Origin of the sequence: Ruminococcus sp. CAG:57 (assembly GCF_000435935.1) — a bacterium.
In the GTDB taxonomy this organism is placed as follows: Bacteria; Bacillota; Clostridia; order Oscillospirales; family Ruminococcaceae; genus Hominimerdicola; species Hominimerdicola aceti.
On the sequence record NZ_FR890735.1, the window covers coordinates 1 to 26,499 of the forward strand.

28 protein-coding genes are annotated in these 26,499 nt (G+C 43.4%); 17 read left to right on the forward strand and 11 right to left on the reverse strand.

Annotated features, from left to right (window positions below; all coding sequences use genetic code 11):
* Window positions 1–64: 64 nt before the first annotated feature.
* The 6 genes from QVO88_RS06525 to QVO88_RS06550 all read left to right on the forward strand — a co-directional run bounded on the left by QVO88_RS06525 (window position 65) and on the right by QVO88_RS06550 (window position 4,134).
* On the forward strand, window positions 65–607 hold the full coding sequence (locus QVO88_RS06525; RefSeq protein ID WP_022287694.1) for a metallophosphoesterase: 543 nt from the start codon (window positions 65–67) through the stop codon (window positions 605–607).
* Window positions 604–1,302, forward strand: a complete 699-nt coding sequence (locus QVO88_RS06530) for a metallophosphoesterase (RefSeq protein ID WP_022287695.1) — start codon at window positions 604–606, stop codon at window positions 1,300–1,302. The genes QVO88_RS06525 and QVO88_RS06530 overlap by 4 nt, the downstream gene beginning before the upstream one ends.
* A gap of 166 nt (window positions 1,303–1,468) precedes the next feature.
* Window positions 1,469–2,158: a leucine-rich repeat protein gene (locus QVO88_RS06535; protein WP_022287696.1), complete on the forward strand. Its 690-nt coding sequence runs from the start codon at window positions 1,469–1,471 to the stop codon at window positions 2,156–2,158.
* Between the two features lie 366 nt (window positions 2,159–2,524).
* Window positions 2,525–3,088 carry a hypothetical protein gene (locus QVO88_RS06540; protein ID WP_288177849.1) on the forward strand — a complete coding sequence of 188 codons (564 nt, stop codon included), beginning with the start codon at window positions 2,525–2,527 and terminating at the stop codon, window positions 3,086–3,088.
* 122 nt (window positions 3,089–3,210) lie between these two features.
* Window positions 3,211–3,819, forward strand: coding sequence for a recombinase family protein (locus QVO88_RS06545; RefSeq protein ID WP_022287698.1), 609 nt, complete (start codon window positions 3,211–3,213; stop codon window positions 3,817–3,819).
* Between the two features lie 129 nt (window positions 3,820–3,948).
* Window positions 3,949–4,134: a hypothetical protein gene (locus QVO88_RS06550; protein WP_022287699.1), complete on the forward strand. Its 186-nt coding sequence runs from the start codon at window positions 3,949–3,951 to the stop codon at window positions 4,132–4,134.
* Here QVO88_RS06550 and QVO88_RS06555 read toward each other — a convergent pair.
* The gene (locus QVO88_RS06555) at window positions 4,126–4,527 is read right to left on the reverse strand and encodes a helix-turn-helix transcriptional regulator (RefSeq protein WP_288177850.1); all 402 of its coding nucleotides are present in this window, start codon (window positions 4,525–4,527) and stop codon (window positions 4,126–4,128) included. The genes QVO88_RS06550 and QVO88_RS06555 overlap by 9 nt on opposite strands.
* Before the next feature lie 194 nt (window positions 4,528–4,721).
* Window positions 4,722–5,069 (reverse strand): sigma-70 family RNA polymerase sigma factor, encoded by a 348-nt coding sequence (locus tag QVO88_RS06560; protein ID WP_022287700.1) that lies wholly within the window; start codon window positions 5,067–5,069, stop codon window positions 4,722–4,724.
* A gap of 256 nt (window positions 5,070–5,325) precedes the next feature.
* On the opposite strand from QVO88_RS06560, the gene ptsP reads away from it, so the two are divergent.
* The 5 genes from ptsP to QVO88_RS06585 all read left to right on the forward strand — a co-directional run bounded on the left by ptsP (window position 5,326) and on the right by QVO88_RS06585 (window position 11,301).
* Window positions 5,326–6,993 (forward strand): phosphoenolpyruvate--protein phosphotransferase, encoded by a 1,668-nt coding sequence (gene ptsP, locus QVO88_RS06565; RefSeq protein WP_022287701.1) that lies wholly within the window; start codon window positions 5,326–5,328, stop codon window positions 6,991–6,993.
* Between the two features lie 282 nt (window positions 6,994–7,275).
* Window positions 7,276–8,007 carry a hypothetical protein gene (locus QVO88_RS06570; protein WP_022287702.1) on the forward strand — a complete coding sequence of 244 codons (732 nt, stop codon included), beginning with the start codon at window positions 7,276–7,278 and terminating at the stop codon, window positions 8,005–8,007.
* The gene (locus QVO88_RS06575) at window positions 8,000–8,956 is read left to right on the forward strand and encodes an ABC transporter ATP-binding protein (RefSeq protein ID WP_022287703.1); all 957 of its coding nucleotides are present in this window, start codon (window positions 8,000–8,002) and stop codon (window positions 8,954–8,956) included. The genes QVO88_RS06570 and QVO88_RS06575 overlap by 8 nt, the downstream gene beginning before the upstream one ends.
* Window positions 8,949–10,271 (forward strand): ABC transporter permease, encoded by a 1,323-nt coding sequence (locus QVO88_RS06580; RefSeq protein ID WP_022287704.1) that lies wholly within the window; start codon window positions 8,949–8,951, stop codon window positions 10,269–10,271. Before QVO88_RS06575 ends, QVO88_RS06580 begins: the two co-directional genes overlap by 8 nt.
* A 178-nt stretch (window positions 10,272–10,449) precedes the next feature.
* Window positions 10,450–11,301 (forward strand): putative manganese transporter, encoded by an 852-nt coding sequence (locus QVO88_RS06585; RefSeq protein WP_022287705.1) that lies wholly within the window; start codon window positions 10,450–10,452, stop codon window positions 11,299–11,301.
* Window positions 11,302–11,417: 116 nt separating this feature from the next.
* Here QVO88_RS06585 and QVO88_RS06590 read toward each other — a convergent pair whose 3' ends face one another.
* The 6 genes from QVO88_RS06590 to sfsA form a co-directional block, all read right to left on the reverse strand.
* Window positions 11,418–12,749: a sensor histidine kinase gene (locus tag QVO88_RS06590; protein WP_022287706.1), complete on the reverse strand. Its 1,332-nt coding sequence runs from the start codon at window positions 12,747–12,749 to the stop codon at window positions 11,418–11,420.
* Window positions 12,750–12,774: 25 nt separating this feature from the next.
* Complete coding sequence (locus tag QVO88_RS06595; protein ID WP_022287707.1) at window positions 12,775–13,452, reverse strand: response regulator transcription factor; 678 nt, start codon at window positions 13,450–13,452, stop codon at window positions 12,775–12,777.
* 435 nt (window positions 13,453–13,887) lie between these two features.
* Window positions 13,888–14,154, reverse strand: coding sequence for a hypothetical protein (locus tag QVO88_RS06600; RefSeq protein ID WP_022287708.1), 267 nt, complete (start codon window positions 14,152–14,154; stop codon window positions 13,888–13,890).
* A 216-nt stretch (window positions 14,155–14,370) separates the two neighbouring features.
* The gene (locus QVO88_RS06605; protein ID WP_022287709.1) at window positions 14,371–15,762 is read right to left on the reverse strand and encodes an NlpC/P60 family protein; all 1,392 of its coding nucleotides are present in this window, start codon (window positions 15,760–15,762) and stop codon (window positions 14,371–14,373) included.
* Window positions 15,763–15,934: 172 nt separating this feature from the next.
* Window positions 15,935–17,098 (reverse strand): stage II sporulation protein P, encoded by a 1,164-nt coding sequence (gene spoIIP, locus QVO88_RS06610; RefSeq protein ID WP_022287710.1) that lies wholly within the window; start codon window positions 17,096–17,098, stop codon window positions 15,935–15,937.
* 59 nt (window positions 17,099–17,157) lie between these two features.
* On the reverse strand, window positions 17,158–17,844 hold the full coding sequence (sfsA, locus tag QVO88_RS06615; RefSeq protein WP_022287711.1) for a DNA/RNA nuclease SfsA: 687 nt from the start codon (window positions 17,842–17,844) through the stop codon (window positions 17,158–17,160).
* A 222-nt stretch (window positions 17,845–18,066) separates the two neighbouring features.
* On the opposite strand from sfsA, the gene QVO88_RS06620 reads away from it, so the two are divergent.
* The 6 genes from QVO88_RS06620 (at window position 18,067) to dnaJ (ending at window position 24,781) form a co-directional block, all read left to right on the forward strand.
* Window positions 18,067–18,891 carry a hypothetical protein gene (locus tag QVO88_RS06620; RefSeq protein WP_022287712.1) on the forward strand — a complete coding sequence of 275 codons (825 nt, stop codon included), beginning with the start codon at window positions 18,067–18,069 and terminating at the stop codon, window positions 18,889–18,891.
* A gap of 30 nt (window positions 18,892–18,921) precedes the next feature.
* Window positions 18,922–19,659 carry a hypothetical protein gene (locus QVO88_RS06625; protein WP_022287713.1) on the forward strand — a complete coding sequence of 246 codons (738 nt, stop codon included), beginning with the start codon at window positions 18,922–18,924 and terminating at the stop codon, window positions 19,657–19,659.
* 221 nt (window positions 19,660–19,880) lie between these two features.
* A complete protein-coding gene (gene hrcA / locus QVO88_RS06630; protein WP_288177851.1) occupies window positions 19,881–20,939 on the forward strand; it encodes a heat-inducible transcriptional repressor HrcA in 1,059 nt (352 codons plus the stop codon).
* A gap of 22 nt (window positions 20,940–20,961) precedes the next feature.
* On the forward strand, window positions 20,962–21,534 hold the full coding sequence (grpE, locus tag QVO88_RS06635; protein WP_022287715.1) for a nucleotide exchange factor GrpE: 573 nt from the start codon (window positions 20,962–20,964) through the stop codon (window positions 21,532–21,534).
* 63 nt (window positions 21,535–21,597) lie between these two features.
* Complete coding sequence (gene dnaK, locus QVO88_RS06640) at window positions 21,598–23,472, forward strand: molecular chaperone DnaK (protein ID WP_022287716.1); 1,875 nt, start codon at window positions 21,598–21,600, stop codon at window positions 23,470–23,472.
* A 157-nt stretch (window positions 23,473–23,629) separates the two neighbouring features.
* Window positions 23,630–24,781 (forward strand): molecular chaperone DnaJ, encoded by a 1,152-nt coding sequence (gene dnaJ, locus QVO88_RS06645; protein WP_022287717.1) that lies wholly within the window; start codon window positions 23,630–23,632, stop codon window positions 24,779–24,781.
* A gap of 87 nt (window positions 24,782–24,868) precedes the next feature.
* Here dnaJ and QVO88_RS06650 read toward each other — a convergent pair whose 3' ends face one another.
* From QVO88_RS06650 to QVO88_RS06660, 3 genes are all read right to left on the reverse strand, one after another.
* Window positions 24,869–25,240 carry a metal-dependent transcriptional regulator gene (locus tag QVO88_RS06650; protein WP_022287718.1) on the reverse strand — a complete coding sequence of 124 codons (372 nt, stop codon included), beginning with the start codon at window positions 25,238–25,240 and terminating at the stop codon, window positions 24,869–24,871.
* Between the two features lie 184 nt (window positions 25,241–25,424).
* A complete protein-coding gene (locus QVO88_RS06655; protein WP_022287719.1) occupies window positions 25,425–25,577 on the reverse strand; it encodes a hypothetical protein in 153 nt (50 codons plus the stop codon).
* A 113-nt stretch (window positions 25,578–25,690) separates the two neighbouring features.
* On the reverse strand, window positions 25,691–26,266 hold the full coding sequence (locus QVO88_RS06660; RefSeq protein ID WP_022287720.1) for a M15 family metallopeptidase: 576 nt from the start codon (window positions 26,264–26,266) through the stop codon (window positions 25,691–25,693).
* Window positions 26,267–26,499 lie beyond the last annotated feature (233 nt).

Here is a 26,499-nt window from a genome sequence, read left to right on the forward strand (position 1 = left end):
AGCGATGTGGCTCAGGTTTTTATTGACAAAGGCACTTTCGTCTAAATACAAGGAGGTATTCGTTATGTCGAAATTATACATCTCAGATTTGCATTTAGGTCATAAGAATGCTATAGTGCACGATAACAGACCGTTTGCCGATCTTGACGAAATGCACTCCTCAATTATCGCAAACTGGAATAATGTTGTCAAGAAAGAGGACGAAGTATACATACTTGGTGACTTTGCGTGGAAAAAATCAGTCGCTAATAAGATACTTCCACAGCTTAAAGGACATAAGTTCCTTGTTCGAGGCAATCACGACAAAATAAATGATGAGATGAGATCGTATTTTGTGTGGATAAAGAACTATTCGGTGATAACTGATGGCGAAACCGAGTTGGTACTTTCACATTACCCTATTGCTCATTGGTATAACCAGTACCGTGGAGCTGTGCATTTGTACGGTCACGTCCATAATTCGAAGGACTATAAAGCGTATTTGCAGTATTCAGATATATGCAGTAAAATGGGTATTCCTTTTGAAAGCTATAATGTCGGCTGTATGCTGCCATATATGGGGTATTCCCCTAGAACGCTGGAGGATATAAGGAGAAACATAAAATGATTTTGATAACAGGCGATATACACGGCAGTCACGATATTTCAAAGCTTGATAATACCAAAAATCCGATTTTTAAGAAACTGACTAAAGAGGATTATCTCATAATCTGTGGAGACTTCGGATTGGTGTGGTATAATGATATGGCAGATACGTTGTGGAGAACGTGGCTTGATGAGAAACCCTTTACTACTCTTTTCGTTGATGGAAACCACGAAAACTTTGATCTGCTTTATGAGTTTCCAGAGGAAGAATGGCACGGCGGAAGAGTTCACAAAATCTCAGACAGCATACTCCACCTTATGCGAGGTCAGCTGTTCGATCTTCAAGGCAAAAGCTTTTTCACAATGGGAGGTGCCGAAAGCCACGACAAGGCTCATCGCACGTTAGGTCGCAGCATATGGCTTCAAGAGCTGCCAAGCGATGAGGAGTACGCTAACGCTTTGACTACGTTGGAAAAATGCAATTACAATGTTGACTATGTTATCACACATTGTGCTCCTACTGATATTCAGAATGAAATAGCTGAGGTCAAGCAAAATTTCACGTATACTGATAATCGGCTTACTAAGTTTTTCAGCGATATAGAACCCAAGCTTCAGTACAAGCGTTGGTTTTGTGGTCACTATCACAGAAACTATGTAAGTCAGATAAACCCAAACTTTGAGATACTTTTTAATAAAATAGTTAAATTGCCTTAATGGGCAAAAAGCGTTCCTTGCTGTAATTGACATTGCAGCAAGGAACTATTTTTTCAAAATGAGATGAACTGAAACTCTTTTAAGTCAAACTTTGTTTGAAACAATATAGACTTACGATTATTTTCAGATAGACTATAATCAAAAATAAACTTATGAGGTGGTTAAAATGGCACTTGTAGATATAATCAATTTACCAAAATACTATGTTTGCAAAAATAAAGAAACTGATGAAATGTTCGTTTGCTATGTGAATGGCAGCTGTCACATTCCAGAACCTACAGGCGATAGTGTTCGCTCGTGTATGCTAACGAGTAATTGCAAAGGAAAAGTGGTTTATAAGATAGATGCTGAGGATTTGAAAAAACTTGATAAGATGATCCTAAGAGCCGTATTTGCAGGCGTTACAGTATACAAATTCGGTAATAACGGTATTGAGCTTGTAGACGGCACTTGGTTTATCAATAATGGTAAGGCGGTAATACCAAAACCAATTACTCACATAGGCAGCAATCCTTTTGGTGCGGCTGCAAAAGAATTGAAGACACTTCAGCTGCCATCATCATTGCTGACTATTGATTATTTTGCATTTCATCAATGTGAGGAGCTTTCCGTGATCGTTTTATCAGAGGGTATCAAGGAAGTAAACTTAGGAAAGTTTTGGAGATGTAAAGGTTTGCGAGAGTTCTATCTACCCAGAAGTATTACTAGAATAAGCTGTAATAATTTGACTCATGATGAGTTGAAGAGAGCATTCAAGAAGTGTGTGTTCTGCGTTTATAAAAACTCTGAGGCTGAGAGGTTTGTTGATTTAGTCGAACTGAAATATAGACTGATAGATGAAACAAGCCCAACTTGATCTGTTTTCAGTTGTTCTTAAACGCATTATCAGCTTATAACGTACAAACTTTCTCCAATGGTCTGTGCTGTGATTATTATATTGATTACTAAAAGTTTTTGAGATAGCAGCGAATGATTATGATTTGCGATTATATATATGTGTGAAAAGTAAACACTTTTTGCTTTTCACACATTTTTTCTTTTGAGAGCGGCATTTAATGCGGCTTTTGTGAGTCAAAAAATAATTTATAATGATTGGAGGATTGATTAAAATATGTCGTTTTTTAGTAGTTTCTTTGCCGTTAGTAAGGATATTACCAATGATATTAAAAACAGTCAGAACGGAGTCTCTGAACGCAGATACTCTCAAAATTCAGTTTTGTGTATGAAACTGATATGGACTTATATGATGAGCTGTAAATGGCACAATACAGAGCGAACAAAGAGGCTAATGACTTTTATCACTCTTAAAGATTCCGAAATTGCAGAGAGGCTTAATATTGAGAACAATACTGTGCGTTGTCACAAAAGCAATTATTCCGCTAAGTTATACGAAAAATTGGGAGATGATTGTTTTACGATCGTGTGTTCAAGTGATGAACAAGCAAAGCGAAATCTTATCTATAAGCTGCGTTATTTAATTGATGGTTACAGCGATATAACCTCGTTTGTACCATCATCTGTTGTTGACAGTATTATGCTTGCACCAAGAGAGGGTGATCAAGTGTATGATTTTAAAGACTGCATAAAGGAGATAAAGTTTTTGGCAAGATTTAGCCTTATTGATATGGCTAGATCAATAGATAATCTGGACGAGGATAAACTGGCATTTATTTTTGAAGTTCTAATGGATGCCAATGCTCATACAAATGAGCTCCAGAAAGAGAGATTAATAAAGCTAATTCTTATGGGCGAAGATAAAATCAAAGAAAAGTGCAAGTTGCTTTGAGTTAGCAGTTCGTAATTCTATACATTTACGAACCACAAAGAAAACGTCCGCAAAGTCTGTGTTTTTGACTTTGCGGACGTTCGTATATAAAATGAACTTTTACGAACAGGAGGACAATTTTTATGGTGTTTGGGTATGCGAGGGTATCAACTAAACAGCAGAACGAAGACAGGCAGCTTGCCGCCTTGAAAGAGTACGGCGTTGCCGATAACTGCATTTACATTGATAAGGAGTCGGGGAAAAATCTCCAGCGTGAACAGTATCAGATTTTGAGAAATGCCATTCTCCGTGAGGGCGATACGCTGGTAATCAAGGAGCTGGATCGCCTGTCGAGAAATAAGTCTGACATAAAAGCCGAGCTTGAGTACTATCAGCAAATGAAAATTAAGGTAGTAATACTTGATATTCCCACTACCAAAATCACATACGAAAATGAGAATAAATGGGTAGGCGATATGATAACCGCCGTGCTGATCGAGGTGCTTTCCAGTATGGCAGAGCAGGAGCGGCTAAAAATCAGAAAGCGGCAAGCAGAGGGTATCGCCATTGCCAAAAAGCAAGGCAAGAAATTTGGCAGACCTAAGGTAAACAAACCACCTAATTGGAATAACGTGATAATTGCTCTTGATCGGGGTGAGATAACAGCTGTTGAGGCGATGAAAAAGCTGAGATTAAAGAAGACATCGTTCTATAAGCTTAAGAACGCCGATAAAAACGCTGAGATGGAATAATAAATCGAGATGAAAAGTGTACAACGAGATGAAACCTGAGATGAAATATTTCTGGTGTACGAAATCGGCAGAAGTATGCATATCGGACGAGCTTTTCGTATAAATATGTTTATAGGAGAGGTAATCTAAATGAGAATTGTTGTACACGAACCAGAAACTGAGTCGGGAGTTCTTGAGCTGCAAAAGCGTGTCACAGACCTACACGGACACATCATCAAGAATTACATAACGAGAAATGTTCCCGAAGCAAAGAAACGTGAAGATGTTTTGCAGGCAGTAATTTCAGCATTACAGACCAATGTCACCTCAGTCTAAATAGCTTTTTATTTTGAGGTAGTTTTCTTGGGTCATATTGGCTTTATTGTACTCCCATTGTTTAAGGGTCGAGTGACCCACGTTCAATAATTCAGCCATTTCGAGCTGCGTAAGCGATAATCGTTTACGCAGCTTTTTTATTTGCTTTCCTTGATCGTTATATAAGAATTTGTTATAATCGTCCAGCAAGTCGCAAACTTCCACCTTATATAATTTTGCCAGTAAGGTGATCTTATCGATAGGATATACACTTAATACGTTCTCTTCATATCTTATATAGGTTGTTCGATCAACATTAATGTAATCGGCAATTTCGCTTTGAAGATAGCCGTTTTTGCAGCGGTAAAATTTAAGCTTGTCCGAAACCGTTTCTGGACTTTCAGAACTCTGCATCTTATGCACATAGTCAACATTCTTGTGCTTAGGAAAAGGGTTATGAATAGAGATGGTGTGAATGTATACAGGAGTGAACAGGGGTATTTTGTCATTTGAATAAAAGATGAAGAAGTTGTTGCTAAACGCCTTATAAATTCGCCAATGTCGCCCAGATGGACTGTCCTTTGCAACATAGTGATAAAAATACGACTTTATGTTAGTGTTGCGTTCTCCACGCACCTGCTCCCATAGGTGGCGAAGCGACAGCCTTTCTTGTGGTCAAATGTTGACACAGCTTTTATTAGACCGATAGTGCCGATAGAGATAAGATCCTCCTGATCTGTGGAATTTGAATAATACTTTTTTATAATATGTGCCACAAGACGGAGATTGTGTTCGATAAGCTTATCCTTTGCCGCCTTGTCACCCTGCGCCATTCTCTCAAAACACTCACGCTCCTCCTTCGCTGAAAGCGGTTTTGGAAACACGCTGCGGCTGTCAAAATGCAGTGCGAAAAATAGAAAATTCCCCGTAAGCAGTTCAAACAGTGCTGAAAACATATTTGTCCCTCCTTATATAAAGTATCGCTCATACGCTTTTTAATCATATGATTTTTAGGGATTGTACTATTCTGATTTTGACATAAGGTCGCAAAATGTTTCTGATTTGTTAAATTTGCTGAAATATTGATTGTCTTGTTTGCTAAAATCACGAATATTGTTAACGTTTTGTAAACAGACGGCATTTTACTTTTATCGTTAATCAAAGGGTGATATAATTATATCAGATAGGTATGTTTTTTGGGGGTGAGCGCTCATGATAAGCATAAAAGGACGATCGGTATTCGGAAGCATTGCAAGAGGAAAGCTGACCTTTTATCATCGTGACGAATTTATCATCAACAAGATAAAAGTGTCCGACCCTGAACTTGAATACAAAAAATATGTTAAGGCTAAAAACGCTGCCCTTGTGGAACTTGGGGAGCTTTATGACCGTGCAAGGTTAAGCGTTGGGGAAGGCGACGCTCAAATATTTGTGATACACCAAATGCTTATCACCGACGAGCAATACGACAGCAGTATTCGCACAAAGATACTTGACGAGCATTTCAATGCCGATTATGCAGTTGCAAGCACTTCAAGAAGCTTTGCGGAGATGCTGGCACAAATGGACAGCGAATATATGCAAAGCAGAGCGGCTGACGTCAAGGACGTTTCAAACAGACTTTTAAGACACATTTTAAACTGCGCCGACACGCTTCCCATACTCAGAGAGAACGCCATTATCTGCACCGGTGACCTTATGCCCTCAGAAACCCTGCTCATGGACAAGACGAAGATAAAGGGCTTCTGCACAAGGTCCGGTTCTGTGAACTCTCATACTGCGATACTTGCGAAAAATCTTGGCATACCTGCCATTGTGAACGTTGGAGCGGAGCTTTCTGATGAATACGAGGGCAAGGAAGCCGTCCTTGACGGCTACAGCGGAACGCTTTACATAGAACCTGATGAGCATACTCTCAGACAGCTTGAATACAAGGAAGCCGTTGAGGGCAGGAAAAAAGAACTTCTCACAAGGCTCAAAGGAAGAAAAAACATCACTCGTGACGGACATGAGATAAAGATATATGCGAATATACTCAACTCTGAGGAGCTTGAATCGGCGGTAAAAAACGACGCAGGTGGGATAGGTCTTTTCAGAACGGAGTTTATGTGCTTTGACAGACCTGCTTTTCCTGACGAGGATTTTCAGTTTTACACCTACCGCAAGGCATTGGAGGCAATGGAGGGTAAAGAGGTCATAATAGGCACTTATGATATAGGTGCAGACAAGATACCTGATTGTGCAGACATGAGTGCTGAGAGAAATCCCTCTATGGGCTGTAGAGGCATACGATTTTGTCTTGAAAGAGAAAGCATATTCAAAACACAGCTAAGGGCGTTATACAGAGCGTCTGTTTACGGACAGCTTTCAATACTTCTGCCTATGGTCATAGACGTGAGCGAGATACTGAGGGTGAAAGAGCTTATCGTGCAGGTCAAGGCAGAGCTTATAAAAGAGGGCAGGAAATTTGCCGACAATGTTAAGCTCGGGGCAATGATAGAGACCCCTGCGGCGGTGATAACAAGCGATATCATTGCCAAAGAGGTGGACTTTTTCAACATCGGCACCAACGACCTTGAACAGTTCACCTTTGCACTTGACAGGCAGAACCCATGTTATGACAGGGTATCACCGAAAAATCACAGGGCACTGCTGAGAATGATAAAAATGGTTTGCGACAACGCCCATGCAAACGGCATAAAAGCAGGCATTTGCGGTGAGATAGCAGGCGACCCAACGCTCACGGAGATATTTTTGGAGCTTGATGTGGATATGCTGTCGGTAGTTCCGTCAAGGGTACTGCCACTGAGAAAGGCGGTAAGGAGCATAAGTCTTAAAGACCCGAAAAAGGCAGAGAATGACCTGAAGCTGTTTTTATAAAAAGGATAATTTTCCTCATTCCATACAGGCGGTGGGATACGCTATCGTGCGTGTTCCACCGCCTTTTTGCTTTGCTTGCAAATACGCTAATAAGGATAGCGAACTGTTCGCCACTACAGATATTTAAACAAAGAACGTATTTTATCTTATGATCTGTATGGTTGTCTTATGAAAATCTTAAGCGTTTCTTAAAGCGGTTGACAGTTGAAAAAGGCTATGATAAACTTATATATGCCACTAAAAAATACGTCTGAAAAAGATAAAACACAAGGAGGAGAAACAGTGAAACTAAGAAACATAAACAGAGGTTTGGTTCTTGGCGGTGTGCTTGCGCTGGGCGTTGTATGCTACACAGTGTATGATAACAACCAGTTCAAGACTTCAAAGCCTGAGATAGAACAGACCATGAGGGATTATATCGCAGACTTGACAAGTGCAAACGTTGGAAGCAGTGATAAGTTAAAAAGTCAACTGACAGATTTTGTGAATAAGCATTATACTGACTACACCACTTCTGACAATGAGTACGCTTCGTCAAAGTCAGGACTTCTGGACGAAATAAACCAAGCTGAAGTTGCAACGCAAGGAGGAGATATCACCTCGGCTGAGTATGACATAAAAGAGATGTCAATAAACAAGAGTGGAGCTGACGGAGCAAAGGTCACTATGATATACAATGTGTGCTATGACGTATCAAAGGGCGACCCAACTTTTCTCACAACCAACGGCATAAACACCATGACAAGCGGTAACTACACAAATTCCGACAACTATGAACCCAGCACATCTTCATACAAGGCGATTTTCAGTTATGAAAATGCTGAATTTTATCTTTTGCGTACATCTGACGGCTGGAAGATAGCAACGTCCAGCGACTATGGATATGGCGAGGATTACAGCTTTGATGATAACAACAGTGACAGCGTGGCTGATGAAAGCAAGGCTGAGTCTGAGATAGTTCCGGACAGCAGTGCAGAAAATACTGACAGCGAGGGGGCAGACAGCGTTGAGTGATACTATTCTAAAGATAAGGGGGCTTAACAAGACCCTTGGCAAAAAGCAGATACTTCACAGCATAGATATGGAGTGTTACAGTGGCGAGGTCTACGGCTTTCTCGGTCCTAACGGTGCAGGAAAGACCACAACTATAAAGATAGCAGTGGGACTTTTACAGCTTGACGAGGGGGAAATATCCATTAACGGAAAGGATATCAGAAAAGACTTTGAGGGCGCAATGGCAAACGTTGGAGGCATTGTTGAAAACCCTGAAATGTACAAGTATCTTTCGGGCATGGAAAATCTCCGTCAGTATGCAAGAATGAGAGAGGGAGTAACTGAGGAGCGTATCAAAGAGGTGGTGGAGCTTGTAAGGCTTTCAAACCGCATTAATGACAAGGTGTCGAAATACTCTCTGGGTATGCGTCAGCGTCTTGGCGTTGCGCAGGCTATCCTTCACAGACCAAAGCTTCTTATCCTTGACGAGCCTACAAACGGTCTTGACCCGCAGGGCATAAAGGAGCTTCGTGATATACTCAAAGAGCTTGCTCACAAGGAAGGCACTTGCGTTGTGGTATCGTCACATCTCATGAGCGAAATGGAAATGATGTGCGACAGAGTGGGCATTATCGCAAACGGAAAAATGATAGGCTCATACACAATGGAGGAGCTTATCTCACAGTCTGACAGCTCAATTGCTGAATATGTACTTGAAGTTGACGACCCGCAAAAGGCTATGAGTCTTATAATGCTCGCAGACGAGGGCAAGCGTATCGACAAGGAAACAGGTGCAGTTGTCCTTTCTATCCCTGCGGAGATAGAGAAGAAAAAGATAGCGTCGGTGAACAAGACGCTTATCGAGGGCGGAGTTTCACTTTACACTGTTCACCGCAGAGAGAACAAGAAGCTTGAGGACGTATTCATCGAGCTTACAGGAGGAAAGGAAGGGGGCGTACAGATTGGCTAGATTTTTCAGACTTGTGAAAAACGAGTACATAAAGGTTTTCAAAAAGCTATCAACAAAAATAATGATCGTGCTTATAATAATATGTGCGCTTGGACTTTCAGGCATTGCACTTTTTGCAAAGCACAATATGGAGAGCAATAACTATTCAAGCTATGACGCAACTGGTGATTATCAGCAAACCATAGATTGGCTAAAAAACACAAACGGCGACCCTAACGAGATCGCAATGTGGCAGTATCTTATAGACAACGATATCGACAGCGATGATTGGAGATATGATGTACTGTCAGCCGTGTTCGCAAACGGCACTGGTGATATGTCAGGAATAAAGAAGTATCTTGACGACAACGATTGGCGTGGCTTCTGTCAATACAGGCTGGATAATGACATACTCACAGAGGGCGAAAAGTGGGAATATCAATACAGGTTGGACAAGGATATTTCCTTTGACAAGTCAAACGAGAAGAAAAACGATCTTATCATGACAGTTGCAAACGCAAAAAACACCATTGCGACCATGGGCGACGCAAAGTCTGACGGACAGAACAGCAGAGCAAAGCTGGAGGATAATATAAAACTTGCACTCTATCAGCTTGACAATGATAAGCTCGACAACACAGCAAACCAAATGACGCTGTTTGAAACAGACGAGCCTGAGCAGATAACATTCTGGACAGTGTTTCTCACAAGCACTTCCCTTGTAACGGTAGTCGCTCTGCTTGCTATCGTTATCGCAGGCGGCATTGTATCCTCTGAATTTTCACAGGGAACTGTCAAGTTTCTGCTTATAAACCCTGTTAAGCGCTGGAAGATACTCATGTCAAAATACTTCACTGTCATCACAGTAGGTTACATAATGCTTTGCATACTTTTCGTGGTGATGATACCTATTACAGGGCTTATGCTCGGCTTTGACGGCTTCTCAACGCCTTATATCTATGTAAGCGGCGGCGATGTAAAGGAAATGCCTACACTGCTTTATGCGGCAGAGCAATATCTGATGAAAAGCGTTGAAATGGTGGTAATGTCAACACTGGCGTTTGCTATCTCGTCACTTGTAAGAAGCACAGCCCTTGCTATCGGCGTCAGCGTATTCACAATGTGCATAGGCTCAACGGTCACACAGCTTTTGGGTCAGCTTGGACAGGATTGGGCAAGATTCCTTGTGTTCGCAAACACAGACCTTGCTTCTATCTCAAAGGGCTACTCAATATTTGCTCAGCACAGCGTGACCTTTGCCGTAGGCGTTCTTATAGCACACATGGTGGTGTTCCTACTCACCGCATGGGACGGCTTTACAAAGCGTTCTGTATAAAACAGAATAAAAACATCAAACGGGCGGAGAAATTTCGCTCGTTTTTTGTTGCTGAAAAGGGTAAACAAATGAACAGATTATCATATAAACATAAGATTGACAAGGGTGAATAAATATTGTATAATAGTCGAGTTGATACAGAGATCGTTTTAATGGATATTTTACAGGAGATAGATATATGTTTGAAACTTTAGTTGACGTTTTTCTTGACGCATTAATAGACAGCCTTAAGATCCTGCCTTTTCTGTTCGGAGTTTATCTGCTTATAGAGTATATAGAGCATCGTTCTGCCGACAAGCTTGGAAAGGCTCTTAGAAAAATGGGACCTTTTGGTGCGATAGGAGGAAGCATACTTGGAGCAGTGCCCCAGTGCGGATTTTCCGTTGTGGCTTCCAACCTTTACTCAGGCAGGCTCATCACAATGGGAACTCTCATTTCGGTATACCTTGCCACAAGCGACGAGGCAATACCAATGATGATAGCAAACCCTGCATTTGCCGGCAAGCTTTGGCAGCTTATTCTTATAAAGGTAGCTGTGGCTATAATAGCAGGTGTGCTTGTTGACCTTATCTTAAAGCTTATGGGCAAAAAGCAGGACGAAGAGCCTTTCAAGGAGATATGCGAGGACTGCGACTGCGAACACCACAGTATTTTGCACTCGGCACTTCACCACACTGTAAGCATAATACTTTTTATATTTGCGGTAAACCTTATTCTCGGTGCGGTAATGGAGTTTGCAGGAGAGGACACAGTAAAGACCCTGCTTATGTCTGACAGCATAGTTCAGCCGTTCATAGCAGGAATAATAGGCTTTATCCCGAACTGTGCGGCTTCTGTTGTTCTCACTCAGCTTTATATCGAGGGAGTTGTGAGCTTCGGCTCGCTTATCGCAGGACTTTGCACAGGAGCAGGAGTGGGACTTCTGGTGCTTTTCAAGACCAACAAGCACAACATGAAAGAGAATTTCGCCATAATGGGAATACTTTATGTTTTCGGTGTGGCAGCAGGCTTTGTGGCAAGTCTGTTCTAAAATATGATAGACAGATAAAAGGAGCAATTCGCAATGAACTGCTCCTTTTTGTTTGCAAAAAATCTTCGTATGTATAATGGGCTGTGATAGGCAGGCGACCCAAGGTTGCCACTACACTACATCATATCCTCAATAAGATAAGGCAGGCTTATGCGGAAGCAAACGCCGCCTTTTTTCATATCGTTTTCTACCTCTATGCTGCCCTCGGAAAGCTCGATTATCCTTTTTACAAGTGCAAGTCCAAGGCCGTTGCCCTCTGTTGCACGGGAGCGATCGCCCTGATAGAACTTATCAAATATCTTCGCCTTTACGTCAGGAGCTATAGACGGACCGTTGTCCCATATCTCCGCCGAAATATTCTTCTCGTTGCGGAAAAGCTTCACGCTTATCTTTCCGCCCTCCGGTGTGAACTTGATAGCGTTGTTGATGATATTCTGCCATATCTGCGCCATAAGCTCCTCACTGCCCACATACATGATATCCTCAAGGTCGATATCAAGGTCGATTTTTTTCTTCGACCACTCAGGTTCAAGCACAAGAAGTATTTTTCTTATCTGCTCGTCAAGAGAAAATCTTGTCTTTTTGCCCACTGTTTTCTGATTTTCAAGCTTTGTGAGCCTCAAAATATTTGACGAAAGCTTTGAAAGCCGTGATGTTTCGTCGATTATTATCTGCGTGTATTCCTCACGCTCCTGCTCGGTTATATCGTCAGATTGCAGAAGCTTTGCAAAGCCCTGTATGGAAGCCAGAGGCGTTTTGAACTCGTGGGAAACGTTTGAGATAAAGTCACCTCTCAGCGTTTCCGTACCTGCAAGCTCCTCAGCCATTTTGTTAAAGTTCTGCGCAAGTATGCTGTATTCAGGATCAGACGGCTCTCTTACTCTTACCTTAAAATTGCCCTTTGCTATCTCAGCCGCCGCCGCACTAAGATCTCGTATAGGCTGTATAATGCTTCGGCTCATGAACGCTGTTATAATAGTACCGATAACGATACAGACCATAAAAGCTATGATGACAACAAGGTTTACTACCCAGTAAACGCTGTCACTTGAAAAGCTGTCTATGATAACGAACTTATCATAGACCTGAGAGATTATAGTTGCGTTAGGCACAACACCCTCTGAGGACACATAATATCCCTTATGCACGATATCTGCAAAATGGTCGTGTACTCTTGAATCGTTTTTATCCACCACTGACAGACTATAGGCTGAATTGTTCACAATGGAAACTATCTCGTCCACAGTGAAGCCGCCCTTTTCTTCAAGCTGATCCATTGCCATGGAAAGCTCCACCAACTGCTGTTCGGCATTGCTTTTCATTACAGGACTGCACACCATTACAAGCACTGACACCGATATAGAAGCCGACACCAGCATCACAAAGAAAAACATAAGAGTCAGCTTGAACTGCAAACTTGTTTTATTTTTGGTCTTTTTCTTATCCAAACCCCTCACCCCTCAAGCTTATCCGTCACTGCTTTTTCACAGCCTTATAGCCAAGTCCACGAACCGTGACAATATCAAATGACTCACAGCTTCCGTAACGCTCTCTCAGCCTTTTAACGTGAACGTCAACAGTACGCTCGTCAACGTCCTTATCCATGCCCCAAAGCTCGTCAAGGAGCTGACGGCGTGTGAATATCTTGTCAGGGTAGCTGAGCAGTTTAAAAAGCAGTTTGAACTCCATTTGCGGTATAGTTTCCGCCGCTCCGCCGTCAACCGCCACGCTCATAGCGTCATAATCAAGCACGCAGTTTCCCACAGTAAGAGAATGTTCCGACGCCATTTTTGAACGCCTTAAAAGCGCACCCACACGGAGTATCATCTCATTTATATCAATAGGCTTTACCATATAATCGTCTGTGCCGGCAGAAAAGCCCTCCTGCTTGTCCTCGAAGGTCTCCTTTGCGGTGACCATAAGTATAGGCAAGTTGAAATCAGCCTTTCTGAGCTGTCTTGTAAGCTCATAGCCGTCCATATTCGGCATCATTATATCTGAAATTATAAGGTCTATATTCGTTTTTTCAAGAACGTCCAAAGCCTCCAGACCGTCATTTGCAAGAAAAGTCACATAGCCATGCTGTTTAAGTGCGGCAGACATGAGCTTTCTAAGGCTTGCGTCGTCCTCCACCACAAGTATCTGAAACATAAAATATCCTCCCTCGTAAAAAAATTCCCCAATAATGACATTATAGCTTATAATTGTGAACTGGTGATTAACATTTATTTTTTTCAAAAAACTCTCCGAAATCCCCTGAAAATTCATATTCGGTTCACACAGAACTGGTATTATATAATCACAGCAGAAGATACAAAAAAAGCTTTGGTAATTGGTAAAACTTAAAGTCAGGTTTTTGTCTTCTTTCCCTCTGCGATTCCCCAAGTCGCTGATACATTTCCTCGTCTTTAGGTTTTACCAAATACCAAAGAATTCCTTTCATAATTCTATAAAAATTAATGCTCATTTCAGCCGATGGAAGTGGGTATTAATTTTTTTTTGCTCTTTTAAGACAAGATGCGACAAAAAAACCGCAGAAGCCATATAAAATGACCTCTGCGGATATTTTTTTGCCTTTATTAGCCGTTAGCTGCAAAGCTTTTCACGAAGCTCAGCCGCCTTTCCAAGAAGCGCACAGATGTAGCTGTCCACATCAGGCTTTGCAAATCCACCAAGCGCTGAACCTTTAAGCTTTCGCTGACCTGTTTCTCCGGGGATAACAAAGTTATCACCGTTCTTTTTCTTTTCGATAGCCGACTCCAGCATATAGATCTCGCTGGTTATGGTGTCGATATATTTTAATGTATCAAGCTTATCATAGCCGCCAAAAAAACACGTTTTCAGACTATCCATTTTTCTTCCCCCTGCCTTACTGCTGTTTTGCACAGCAATTGTTATCAAAGCCTACAATCTTTATTTGATTTAATTATATCACAAATACTTAGCTTTGTCAATAGGTTTGAAAATGAATGTTCACAGTTAAGTAATTTTATATGAATTTTCGTGGCGTTTTATGTTGAATAATTATAGATATAAAAAAACGCAGCCCTTGCAGACTGCGTTTTTACGTTATATAAGTCTTTTGATTATAGTGATGTTGTTGTATCTTGAAAAATACTCAACATTTGAAATAACGATACCAGTGGCAGTGTTCTGGGCGTGTACCATTTTGCCGTCGCCGATATAGATAGCAACGTGGTAAATGCTCGAGATCGACGCTCCGCCAAAGAAGATAACGTCGCCCTTCTTCATGTTGTTATATGAAACTGTAGTGCCGTATAAAGCCTGCGACGCCGCATAGTGCGGAAGATTTATTCCCACCTGTGCGAACGAGAGCATCACAAGACCCGAACAATCCGTTGCACCAAACTGTGAACCGCCCCATACATACGCTCCGCCCACCATGCTTTTGGCATATGAAACAACAGTGTCTATTTTAGAACTGCTTGAATAATCAGGCTTAGGCGCAGGAGCTGCTGTTGTGGTAGTGGTCTTTTTGCTTGTTTCAGGCTTTGGCTTAGCTGTTTCCTGGGGAGTTGTGGTAGTCTGAGCCGTAGTTTCGTCAGGCTTTTCCGTCTGAGCCGGCTTCTTCGTGGTAGTGGTCTTTTCACCGCTGTTGCCACTCTTTTTGGTGGTGGTAGTCTTTTTCTTGGTGGTGGTCGTAGTCGTGGTGGTATTCGCCTTTGAGGACACCTCCGAATACTTATTGTCCACCTGCTGTGACTTATCTTCAAGGTCGCTCTTATCGTTCTTTATCTGCTCGATAAGCTTGCCCGACTCCTGCTCCATTTTCAGAAGCTCTGCCTGCTCGCCCGCCAAAGTTTTCTGCTCCTTGGCATATTCCTCAGCCTTTGCTTTGAGCTGTTTTATCTGCTCATCAAGCTCCGCCTTGGTCTTTTCAAGCTTTTTATACTGATCCAAAAGCTCGTTAAGCTCGTCATTATCGTGCTTTGCAACTCTCGTCACAAGCTCTATCCTCATAAGAATGTCATAAAAATCAGATGAATTTATCAGCACGTTCGTGTACGAATCTGCTCCTCCTGCAACATACATTGCACGAATACGCTCCATAAAATCGTCCTTGCCCTCGTTTATTGCAGTTTCCTGCAAGTCAAGGCTGTGCTGAGTGTCAAGCTGTTTGCCGTCAAGCTCTGCCATTTGATCTTCAAGCTCAGAGGAATATTTCTCTGAATTTGCTATCTTTTTCTGTATGGACTTATATTTTTTCTTTATAGCCTCAAGGTTGTCCTGCTCGTCGGCAAGCTTTTTGTCAGCGTCAGCTATCTGCTTATCAAGCTCCTGCTGTTGCTTTTTTAGCTCTTCAAGCTGACTGCTGTATGTATCGTTATCCGCCAAAGCGATATCACTTACGCTTCCGTCAGAAAAACCAAAGGCGGCAAAAGCTATGCACAGAGCCATACAGCCTGCGGCTATTCTTTTCATGGGGTAAAAATTTTTCATAATATCAGTTCTCCAAAATATGAGCGTATTATATATTTCTCACGCTGTAACGTTTATGTAGTCCTTTTCATTATAACGCAAAACCCCGTTCTTGTCAAGAAACCAGCCGCTAAAAGCCGTATTTTCGGCATTTTAAGACAATTCGCCACACATATTTTGTGCGTTATTGCACCTATTCTCCTCCGAACATCTCACCCAAGGTCTTTCCTATAAGCTCGCCTGTATACTGTGCCTGAGTGATAGAATTGCCGTGACTTCCCACCTCTATAAGAAGCGAGCCGGTGGTCAAGTCCTGATTATAGTGGCGATAGTCAAACAGAATAGGCCGTGTAAGCCCCTGCCAATCGCTCTCCAAAGCCGACTGCAAGGCACAGGCAAAGTGAAAATTCTTCATATAGTCAGGCATACCCATAGTGCCGTCATCACACCCTGATATTATCATAAGCTGAGCCGCTTCCCTGCCCTCTATCTCCGTCACAGGTGCGAGCCTTGTGCCGTCCTCACGCTCTATGCCGTCACGGTGAACGTCAAGACATACCTTTATAGAGGGGTACTCCTCCAATATCTGCTTTACCGCCATTCGGCTTGAATCGTAAGAGCCGTCATAGCTGGGATAATCATGCACAAGTGTATCGTGGATATACGCAACGCCTGCTTTGTCAAGCTGTTCGCATATCTTGTCCCCTACCGACAGCATATTCATTTCAGGATTGGTGGTCTTGCAGGAAAAGGAGCTGTCATAGTGGTCTTTGTCTGTGGGCTCAAAGCTTTCCGTGGCGTGGGTATGATAAATAAGTATCTGCGGTTCAGAGGAATTTCCGTCTATTTGAAAATCATATGGCTTTGAGCTTTCCTCATAAAGCTCATCATTTGAAAGCTCAGTGCAGTTTCTCACCTGACCGCCGCCGTCAAGGTCGAAATACTGCTCGCCGTCATATCTGCCGTAGGTGTATTTTTCTATAACACCGTCATTTCCCTCCATGCTTGCAGGATATGGTATCTTGTCCGTCACGTCCTGAGCAGGCAAAGGACTTGGCACTTCTGCGCTTACAGAGGGCGTTTGCTTCTCCTGTGGCGCCATATCCATATCCCATATGCTATGCTTTGACACCACTGCCGCTTCAAGTTTACTTGGATATGCGGTCTGGGCAGTTGCTTTGCTATCATCATCAGCGGAAAAACAAGGTTTGTATTCTCCCATCGCCACCCCTGCCGCCACAGCCGCCACCCTGCCGAACCTGCTTGCAGATCTTGCATAAAGCCATATCCCCGTGGGCATAACGAACGCCACAATTATAACTGCAACACAACGCAGGCAGACTTTCTTTATATCCAATGCTGTCACTCCCATATACATCTTAGTATTATAATGTATATGCAGGACGAGCCGTCATATTACCTGCCCAGCTTCACCTTAACAGGCTTGCCCACTGTCATAGAGTCATGAGTCACGTTGCAGTCATAGCATAGTATCTTCACGCCCTTTCGTGAAGCTTTCTCCAAAGCCTCTCCGAACTCAGGGTGAGTGTCATAATTTGGAGTGAAATATTTCACATCGCTCATCTGAACGAGTATCATTATATAAGACTCATACCCCTCATCAAGACAGTGAGAAAGCTCCTCTATATGCTTCACTCCACGGAGGGTAGGAGCGTCAGGGAAAAGCACAACGCCGTCTTTCTCCAGCGTACAGCCCTTGACTTCCATGAAGATCTTCCTATCCTGCGACTCTAAGTAAAAATCAAAGCGTGAATTGCCGTATTTCTTTTCGGGATAGACCGAGAAACCCTCGCCAAAAGGCATTTTTTCTCTCAGCCACTCCCCTACCGCCTTATTCGGGGCTTGGCTGTCCATGTTTATGAGCCTGTCACCTTTTTCCACTGCAACAAGGTCAAAAGCAGTCTTTCTCGATTCGCTGTCTGAATGTTCAAGCCAAACAGTACACCCCTCAATCAAAAGCTCTTTGCATCTGCCCGTATTTTTCACATGGCAGACCTCGGCTTTGCCGTCTATCTCAACGTTGGCGATAAACCTGTTCGGTCTTGATAGAAATTTGCCTTTATGTATATTATCGTATCTCATAATTCGCTCCTTTTATTCTTACTATTCACATTATACCACAAATATGTTTGATTATAAATACCTAAATCATGCTTTCTTAGCTTTGTTGATTTGTGGTTCGATACGAAAAGGGAAAAATATTTCACAAAATCTATTGACGCTATTTTTGAAATATGTTATAGTTTTGAGTATAGGTTATATAACAATAATAATTTATTAAAATTTTAGAAAGAGGTATTTATAATGAAAAAAATAACTGCACTTCTCGTTTCACTTATAATGTCATGCGCAGTAATGGCAGGCTGTTCTGACAGCAGTTCTTCAAGCTCATCAAAAGCAGACAGCACATCAAAGGCAGAAACAAGCGCAGCCGCTGACGAGTCAACTGCTTCAGAAGCAGGCACAGCCACAGATCTCGAGGATACTCTCACAGCGCAGTATACAAAGAAGATACAGGGCGAGAGCCTTGCTATCGACATGACAGTGGCAAGCGAATATGACAATTCATCAGCTGTTGTTGAGATAGCAGGCGGCAATATGCACATGAAAATGAACTTTATGGGCGTGGATATGGACATCTATAATATCGACGGAGTTATGTACACACTTGACAGCGAGTCAAAAACGTATTACACTGTTGATATGGAAGAATCTATCGACGACTTCAAGAGTGAGATAGGCTACGGCATTAACGACAGCTACAAGTTCATAAGCTCTGAAACAACTGACGACGGTCTTATCTGCGAAACTTTTGAAAGCACAGAAGATCCTGATATCGAGCTTGAATCAGGCGTAACTCTCGACACAAGCGATTCTGACGATTATTCTTTCACAACAACATTCAAGTATTACTTCAATGCTGACACAAAGGATATTGTTAAGATAGAAACTATCTCTGACGGCTCAACGACTACTGTTACAGTAAACTCATTCACAACTGAAAACGTTGAAGTCAAGCTCCCTGACGATTTTGACAGTTGGACAGAGCAGTCTTTCGATAAGGACACTGAAGATATCCCTTATGACGCTGAACTCGATGTTGAGTCAGGCGCTGAGTCAGCCGAGTAATTCTTGTCATTTTTTCGGAGGCAAAATATTATGAACAAGAAAATGGTAACTATTATTGCAGCTTTGGCAATGTGTACAGCAATGGCAGGCTGCACTGGGAGCGATACTGCAAGCTCTTCAAAGGCTGAAACAACTACTACAACAACGGCTGCCGCAGAGTCTGCCGCTCCTGCTGAAAGCACTGCAGACGAAAGTGCTGTCACAAATGTTGGCACAACAGATTATGACGTTGACGGCGATTTCAGAGCTTTCGAGCAGATGAAAGACAAGTATGAGGGCAACTATCTTGCTAACCTTACAGGTCAGATGACAAACAACGGCACAAAGTATACTATCTGCATAAAGGACGGCAAGGCTTATCAGGCACTCACAGTTCAGGGCATGAAGTCATACACAGTTTGCCCTGGCGACGGAAAGCTTTACAACGTTTCAGAAGGCACGACCACCTACAGTATCGAGGACGACGACGGAAATCAGTGGAAGTCAGCCGACATACTTTTCGGTGCGACACTCGATTTTGACCACGCATATATTGACACAACAACAAACGTTGTTCACGAGTATTATAACCTCGACAGCAGTGTTTCAGGCGGTGAGGGTCAGATAGTTTACGGCTTTGACGGCGCTACATATGACCTTAAGCAGGTAGTTCTGCTCCCAGAGGGTGCTGACGAATCAAGCGCAGTTTACTTCACTGTAGATTCCATAGGCGAAGCAGACGACAGCCTGCTTACTGTTCCTGATCTTTCTGCTTATACAAAAGAATAATTTTATCTGATCTTTTTCCAACATCGGGCGGACAGACCACTGCGGTCTGCCCGCTTTTTTGCATTTTCAGCAAAGTGTTGTGCAATATGACGGAAAAGAAATTCAAATATTTTTAAAATTTGTGAGAAAAATAGTCTTAAACCCCTTGACAAAATCGTCAAAAGGGTATAAACTATACTTAGCACTCGAGAAGAAAGAGTGCTAACACTTAAATACAATAAGTGCTAACAAGAAGAACGGGTGGTGAGCAAATGGACGACCGCAAGCTGAAAATACTTTCAGCGGTAGTCAATGAATATATCGTAACTGGCGAGCCTGTAGGCTCAAAGGCGATAATGGCTCACGTCAAAGCGTCCTCAGCGACCATAAGAAATGAAATGGCAGAGCTTGAGAAGCAAGGCTATCTCGAACAGCCACACACCTCCGCAGGCAGAATACCAACATATAAAGGCTACAGGCTTTATGTTGACCAGCTCATGGAACAAAACCAGCTTACAGCAAATGAAAAGAAGATGCTGGATTCAATGATACCGCAGGAATATGTCACAGAGGAAGACCTTGTGAACAAGGCTTCAATGGCATTGGCGGATCTTACGAAATGTGCGGCGGTGGTCGCAAACGCAACGCCAAAGTTCTCGCTTATCTCAAAGGTAGAGGTAATACCTACAGGAAAGAGAATGTACGTTATTTTGATGATAACGTCCAACGGCTCTATTAAGAATAAGGTTTGCCGATTGGAGTTCGACCTCAGTCAGGATCAGCTTGAGTTTTTTGATAACTTCGTAAAGGAAAATCTCAACGGCGTGCCTATCGACAGTCTTTCGGACGCTTATCTTGAAAAGCTCACAGAAGCAATGGGAACGTACATGATGACCCTTTCACCGCTTGTTTCCGAGATAATGAAGATGACAAAGGAAATGAGCAGCGTGTCTATCAAAGGTCAGAGTAATCTTCTCACCTGCAAGGACTTCAACCAAAATGAGATAATAAGCTTTCTCGATAATCAGAAGGAGCTTAAAGGATTTATTGACGAAACGTTCTCAGGGCTTCACGTTATGTTCTCCCCTGAGCGTGACGGGTTTGTTATCCACAACTCCTCTATTATAACAGCTCCGTTCTCAAAGGACGGCAAAACAGCAGGTGCGCTGGGGCTTATAGGTCCTATGAGGCTCGACTATGCGAAGTTTATCCCATATCTCGAGTATTTCACAGGAAAGATATCGGAAATGATATCCGAAAAGCCACAAGAGCAAAACAAAGAAGATGACGAAAACGAATAAAAAGAAAGGCAGGCGGCGTAAATTGAGTAAGGAAACTGAAAAGGACACCGAGCTTGAAAAAGAGGAAAACACCTCTGCTGAAAGCGAAGAAGTGAAAGAAGCGGCGGATACCGCAGAAAATGCCACTGAGGATACAGAGAAAAAGGCGGAGGAGAGCGAAACAGAAAAGCTGAAAAAAGAGCTTGCCGAAGCAAATGACAAGTATCTCAGACTTATGGCTGAATATGATAACTTCAGAAAAAGAAGCGCAAAGGAAAGACTGGAGCTTACAGACACAGCAAAGGGAAATGTGATAAACGGCTTCCTGCCGGTGTTTGATAACTTTGAAAGAGCGTTAGGCACAGAAACTCAGGACGCAGTTTATAAACAGGGTGTTGAAATGATCTTCAATCAGTTCAGCGACGCTCTGAAAAAACTCAACGTTGAGGTCATGGAGCTTGCGGGCAAGGAATTTGACCCGAACGTTGCAACGGCGGTCAGCACAGTTGACGACCCTGACCTGGGTGAAAATATTGTGGCGCAGGTGCTTCAAAACGGCTACACCATAGGCGGCAAGGTAATAAGACACGCAATGGTAATAGTAGCAAACCCATAAACAAAGACATCGGGACTTAAGGTCTTGATATAAATTAAGTAAATTTTGAAAGGACTTGATCTTATGAGCAAAATCATCGGTATAGATTTAGGTACAACAAACTCTTGTGTAGCAGTTATGGAGGGCGGCGAAGCCGTTGTTATCCCTAACAGCGAGGGTGCAAGAACAACTCCGTCAGTAGTTGGCGTTTCAAAGAACGGCGACAGACTTATCGGTCAGGTAGCAAAAAGACAGGCTGTTACAAACTATGACAACACTGTAATTTCTATCAAGAGACATATGGGCTCTGACTACAAGGCTCACATGGGCGGCAAGGATTACACTCCACAGGAAATTTCAGCTATGATACTTCAGAAGCTGAAGGCTGACGCTGAGGCTTATCTGGGCGAAAAGGTAACAGAGGCTGTTATCACAGTTCCTGCTTACTTCACAGACGCACAAAGACAGGCTACTAAGGACGCAGGTCAGATCGCAGGTCTGACAGTTAAGAGAATCATCAATGAGCCAACAGCCGCTGCACTTTCTTACGGTATTGATAAGGAAGAGGATCAGAAGGTCATGGTTTACGACCTGGGCGGCGGTACATTCGATGTATCTATCATCGAAATGGGCGACGGTGTTACAGAAGTTCTTGCTACAGCAGGTAACAACCACCTGGGCGGCGACGACTTCGACCAGAGAATTATCGACTGGATGATTGCAGAGTTCAAGAAGACTGAGGGCGTTGACCTCTCAGGTGATAAAATGGCAATGCAGAGACTCAAGGAAGCTGCTGAAAAGGCTAAGATAGAGCTTTCTTCTACTGCTTCATCAACTATCTCTCTCCCATTCATCACAGCAGACGCTACAGGTCCAAAGCATCTTGAAATGACACTTACACAGGCTAAGTTCAACGAAATGACAGCAGACCTTGTTGAGTCAACAATGGGACCAGTTCGTCAGGCACTTTCAGACTCAGGTCTGTCAGCTAACGAGCTTCAGAAAGTCCTTATGGTCGGCGGTTCTTCAAGAATACCAGCCGTTCAGGAAGCTGTTAAGAAATTCCTTGGCAAAGAGCCATTCAAGGGCATCAACCCAGATGAGTGCGTAGCACTTGGCGCTGCATATCAGGGCGGCGTTCTCGCAGGCGACGTTAAGGACGGTCTGCTCCTCCTCGATGTAACTCCACTGTCACTTGGTCTTGAAACAATGGGCGGTATCTGCACAAAGATCATCGAGAGAAACACAACTATACCTACAAAGAAGTCACAGATATTCTCAACTGCCGCTGATAATCAGTCAGCCGTTGATATCAACGTACTTCAGGGTGAGCGTGAGTTCGCTAAGGACAACAAACAGCTCGGTATGTTCAGACTTGACGGAATCGCTCCTGCTCCAAGAGGCGTTCCACAGATCGAGGTAACATTCGATATCGACGCTAACGGTATCGTACACGTTTCCGCTAAGGATCTTGGCACAGGCAAGGAGCAGAACATCACGATCACTTCTTCAACAAATATGTCTAAGGACGATATAGATAAGGCTGTCAAGGAAGCTGAGGCATATGCAGCAGAGGACGCTAAGAAGAAAGAGGACGTTGACGCAAGAAACGCTGCTGACCAGCTTTGCTTCCAGGCTGAAAAGTCACTGGGCGAGTTCGGCGACAAGGTAGACGCTGCTGACAAGTCAGCTTGTCAGGCTAAGATAGACGCTCTTAAGGAAGCCCTCAAGGGTACTGATATCGAGGCTATCAAGGCTAAGCACAAGGAGCTTGAGGAAACATTCCAGGGCGTTGCAACTAAGGTATATCAGCAGGCTGCACAGGCACAGCAGGCAGCAGGCGGTGCCGCAGGCTTTGACCCTAACAACATGGGCGGAGCAAATGGTGGCAACAACGGCGGCGCTTCAAACAACGGTGGCGACGACGTTATAGACGCTGAATTTACTGACGCAGAATAAATTATAACGGCTGCCTCTGCTCCGATTTTTCGAGCAGGGGCTATTGCCGTATTAAAAGGCTGTGTGAAAAGCGTGAAAGGACTATACTTACAAAAAGGAGGCAAGCCCATGCCCCAAGACTTTCACGATCTGCAGCTTACAGAGCATGGGCGTTTATATGGCTGAAAAAAGAGATTACTATGAAGTGCTTGGCGTTTCTAAAACTGCCACAGACGATGAATTAAAAAAGGCATTCCGTAAGCTTGCAAAGCAGTATCACCCTGACCTTCACCCTGGCGACAAAGAGTGCGAGGAGAAGTTCAAGGAAGTAAATGAAGCTTATGAGGTGCTTTCAGATAAAGATAAAAGAGCAAGATATGACCAGTTTGGTCACGCAGGCGTAGACCCGAACTACGGTGCAGGCGGTGGAGCAGGTGCAGGAGGCTTCGGCGGATTTGGCGATATGGGCGATATTTTCGATTCCATTTTCGGTGGATTTGGCGGTGGCTTCGGTGGCGGACGTTCTGCTAACCCTAACGCACCAAGACGCGGCGAGGATATAAGAGCGAACGTTGTTCTTGACTTCATGGAAGCCTGCAAGGGCAAGACTGTGAAACTTCGCATAAACAGAGCCGAAAAATGTCCTGACTGTCACGGCACAGGCGCAGCCGCAGGTTCTTCGCCTAAGACCTGTCCTGACTGCCACGGCACTGGTACAGTAAGGATAACACAGAGAACGCCTTTCGGAAACATCGCTCAGACCACGACTTGCAGTCGCTGTGGCGGTAAGGGTCAGATAATCGACAACCCTTGCCATACCTGCAACGGTCAGGGCAGAGTAAAGAAGGTATCTGAAAAGGAGATAAACGTTCCTGCCGGCATCGACGATGGTCAGACACTTAGAGTAGGCGGTGAGGGCAACTGCGGTATAAACGGAGGTCCTAACGGCGACCTGCACATCAACATTACAGTTCGACCTGACCCTATTTTCGAGCGTGACGGCTATGACGTGTGGACAGAGATACCGCTTACTTATGCACAGGCTACTCTCGGTGACGAGATAACAGTTCCTACAGTTGATGGCAAGGTAAAATACACAGTGCCGGAGGGTACACAGACAGGCACAGTGTTCCGTCTGAGAGGCAAGGGCATAAAGAAGGTAAACAGAAACGACCACGGCGACCACTACGTTCGTGTAACAGTTGAAGTTCCACGCAATCTGACCAAAGAGCAGAAAGAAAAGCTCCGTGACTACGAAAAGTCTCTCGGTGAAAAGAACTACGCAAAGCGCAAAACATTCTTTGACAAGCTCAAAGACAAATTCAAATAACAGAAAAAGGAGAACGGCACAAAGCTGTTCTCCTTTTTGTTTGCAATAAAAAATGCCGCAGGAAGGCCCACGGCAATTATCATCTTATCAAGCCATACCTGTGTGCTTTTTGATAGCCGCAAAGGACTCCGCACTGATAACGTGTTCCATACGGCAAGCGTCCTCTACTGCAACTTTCTCGTCAACACCAAGCTTTATGAGCCACTGTGAAAGCAACGTATGACGCTCATACATTTTCTCGGCTATCTCCAAGCCCTTGTCTGTCAAACGAATATAACCGTCCTTATCGACAGTTATATAGCCGTTCTCACGGAGATTTTTCATTGCCACACTTACGCTCGGCTTTGAAAACTCAAGTTCGTTTACTATATCTATGCTTCTTACCTCGCCTTTGCCCTTGCGCTGGCTGAGAATAAGTATCGTTTCGAGATAATTTTCAGCTGATTCTCTTATCTGCATTATAACGTCCCTCCCTAGAACAAGTTTGTCATCAGGTCATTACGACTATTATATCACATTTCAAACCGCATTTCAAGTGCAAGCACGCTTTTTCAGCGATTTCGATAAACTTTACATCAATGAATTGTGTTGATATACAAAGGCACTGCTCACAAAAAGCAGTGCCTTTAAAGCTGTCTGTTATTTACTGTATACCGCACTCCTCATAGTCTTTCCACTTTTCGGCATGCTCCTTATCCTCAAAATATTTGTATACAAAAAGCGCAGTTGACGCAACAACAAGTATCATCGCACCCATTAAAGTCCAGAACGACTTTTTTCTTGAATAGTTTGACATAACAAAACTTCCTTTCTTTCGCAATAGCATACAAAAACTTGCGGCTATCGCTCATAGCTTTGTTATAATTATACTACACAATGCTCTTTCTGTCAATTATTTTCACAGGATTTTCAGATATATTTTTCCGAGTAAAAGTGCAGAAATTCCTCAAGGCAAAGCCCGCCTGCGGCAATGATACGAGCGGCTTCAACGCCCACATAACGATAATGCCACGGCTCAAAATCAATGCCGGTCATCTGCTCTTTAAGGCGAGGATAGCGAAGGATAAAGCCGAAATCTGCGGCATTTGCACAAAGCCACCGTGATTCAGGCGTCTTGTAAAAATCGTCGCTCACATCATTGTCACCCTCTCTGCCGAGATCCACAGCAAGCCCGGTGTTGTGTTCGCTTGACCCGGGGAGAGCGAGAGTTCTGCCCACCTTTTCCACAGCCTTTTCATAACTCAGACCGCCCCACATTTCGTGAGATACTTCACGCTCCCAAAGCATCTGCTGATATTCAAAAGAGCGATAGGCGGAAATAATTTTCAGCTTTATGCCGTCAGCTTCCGCCTTTTTGAGCAGAAGCCTGAGCCTGTTTCCTGCCTGAGATTCCATAAACTTGCCGTTCACCTCTGTCAACTCCACACGATCGTAAAATCCCATATCTATGGGATTGAATTTATCCACAAGCATAAGATAATCCATATACTGACCTCCTTGTCCTGATGGGGAAAAATGTTTTAACTTAGTATATGCAGATGTGTGTGGAGAGTATACACGGCGAAGCTAAATGAGGAGTGAGGAATGAGGAGTGAGGAATTGGCATAGCAGACCAAAGTTGTACACAAGCATGAGGTAAAAATAAAGCACCGAGCGTAGCGATTTTGCGGCACAACAAACCTGCCCGAATAATCTGTAGGGGCGAACATCGTTCGCCC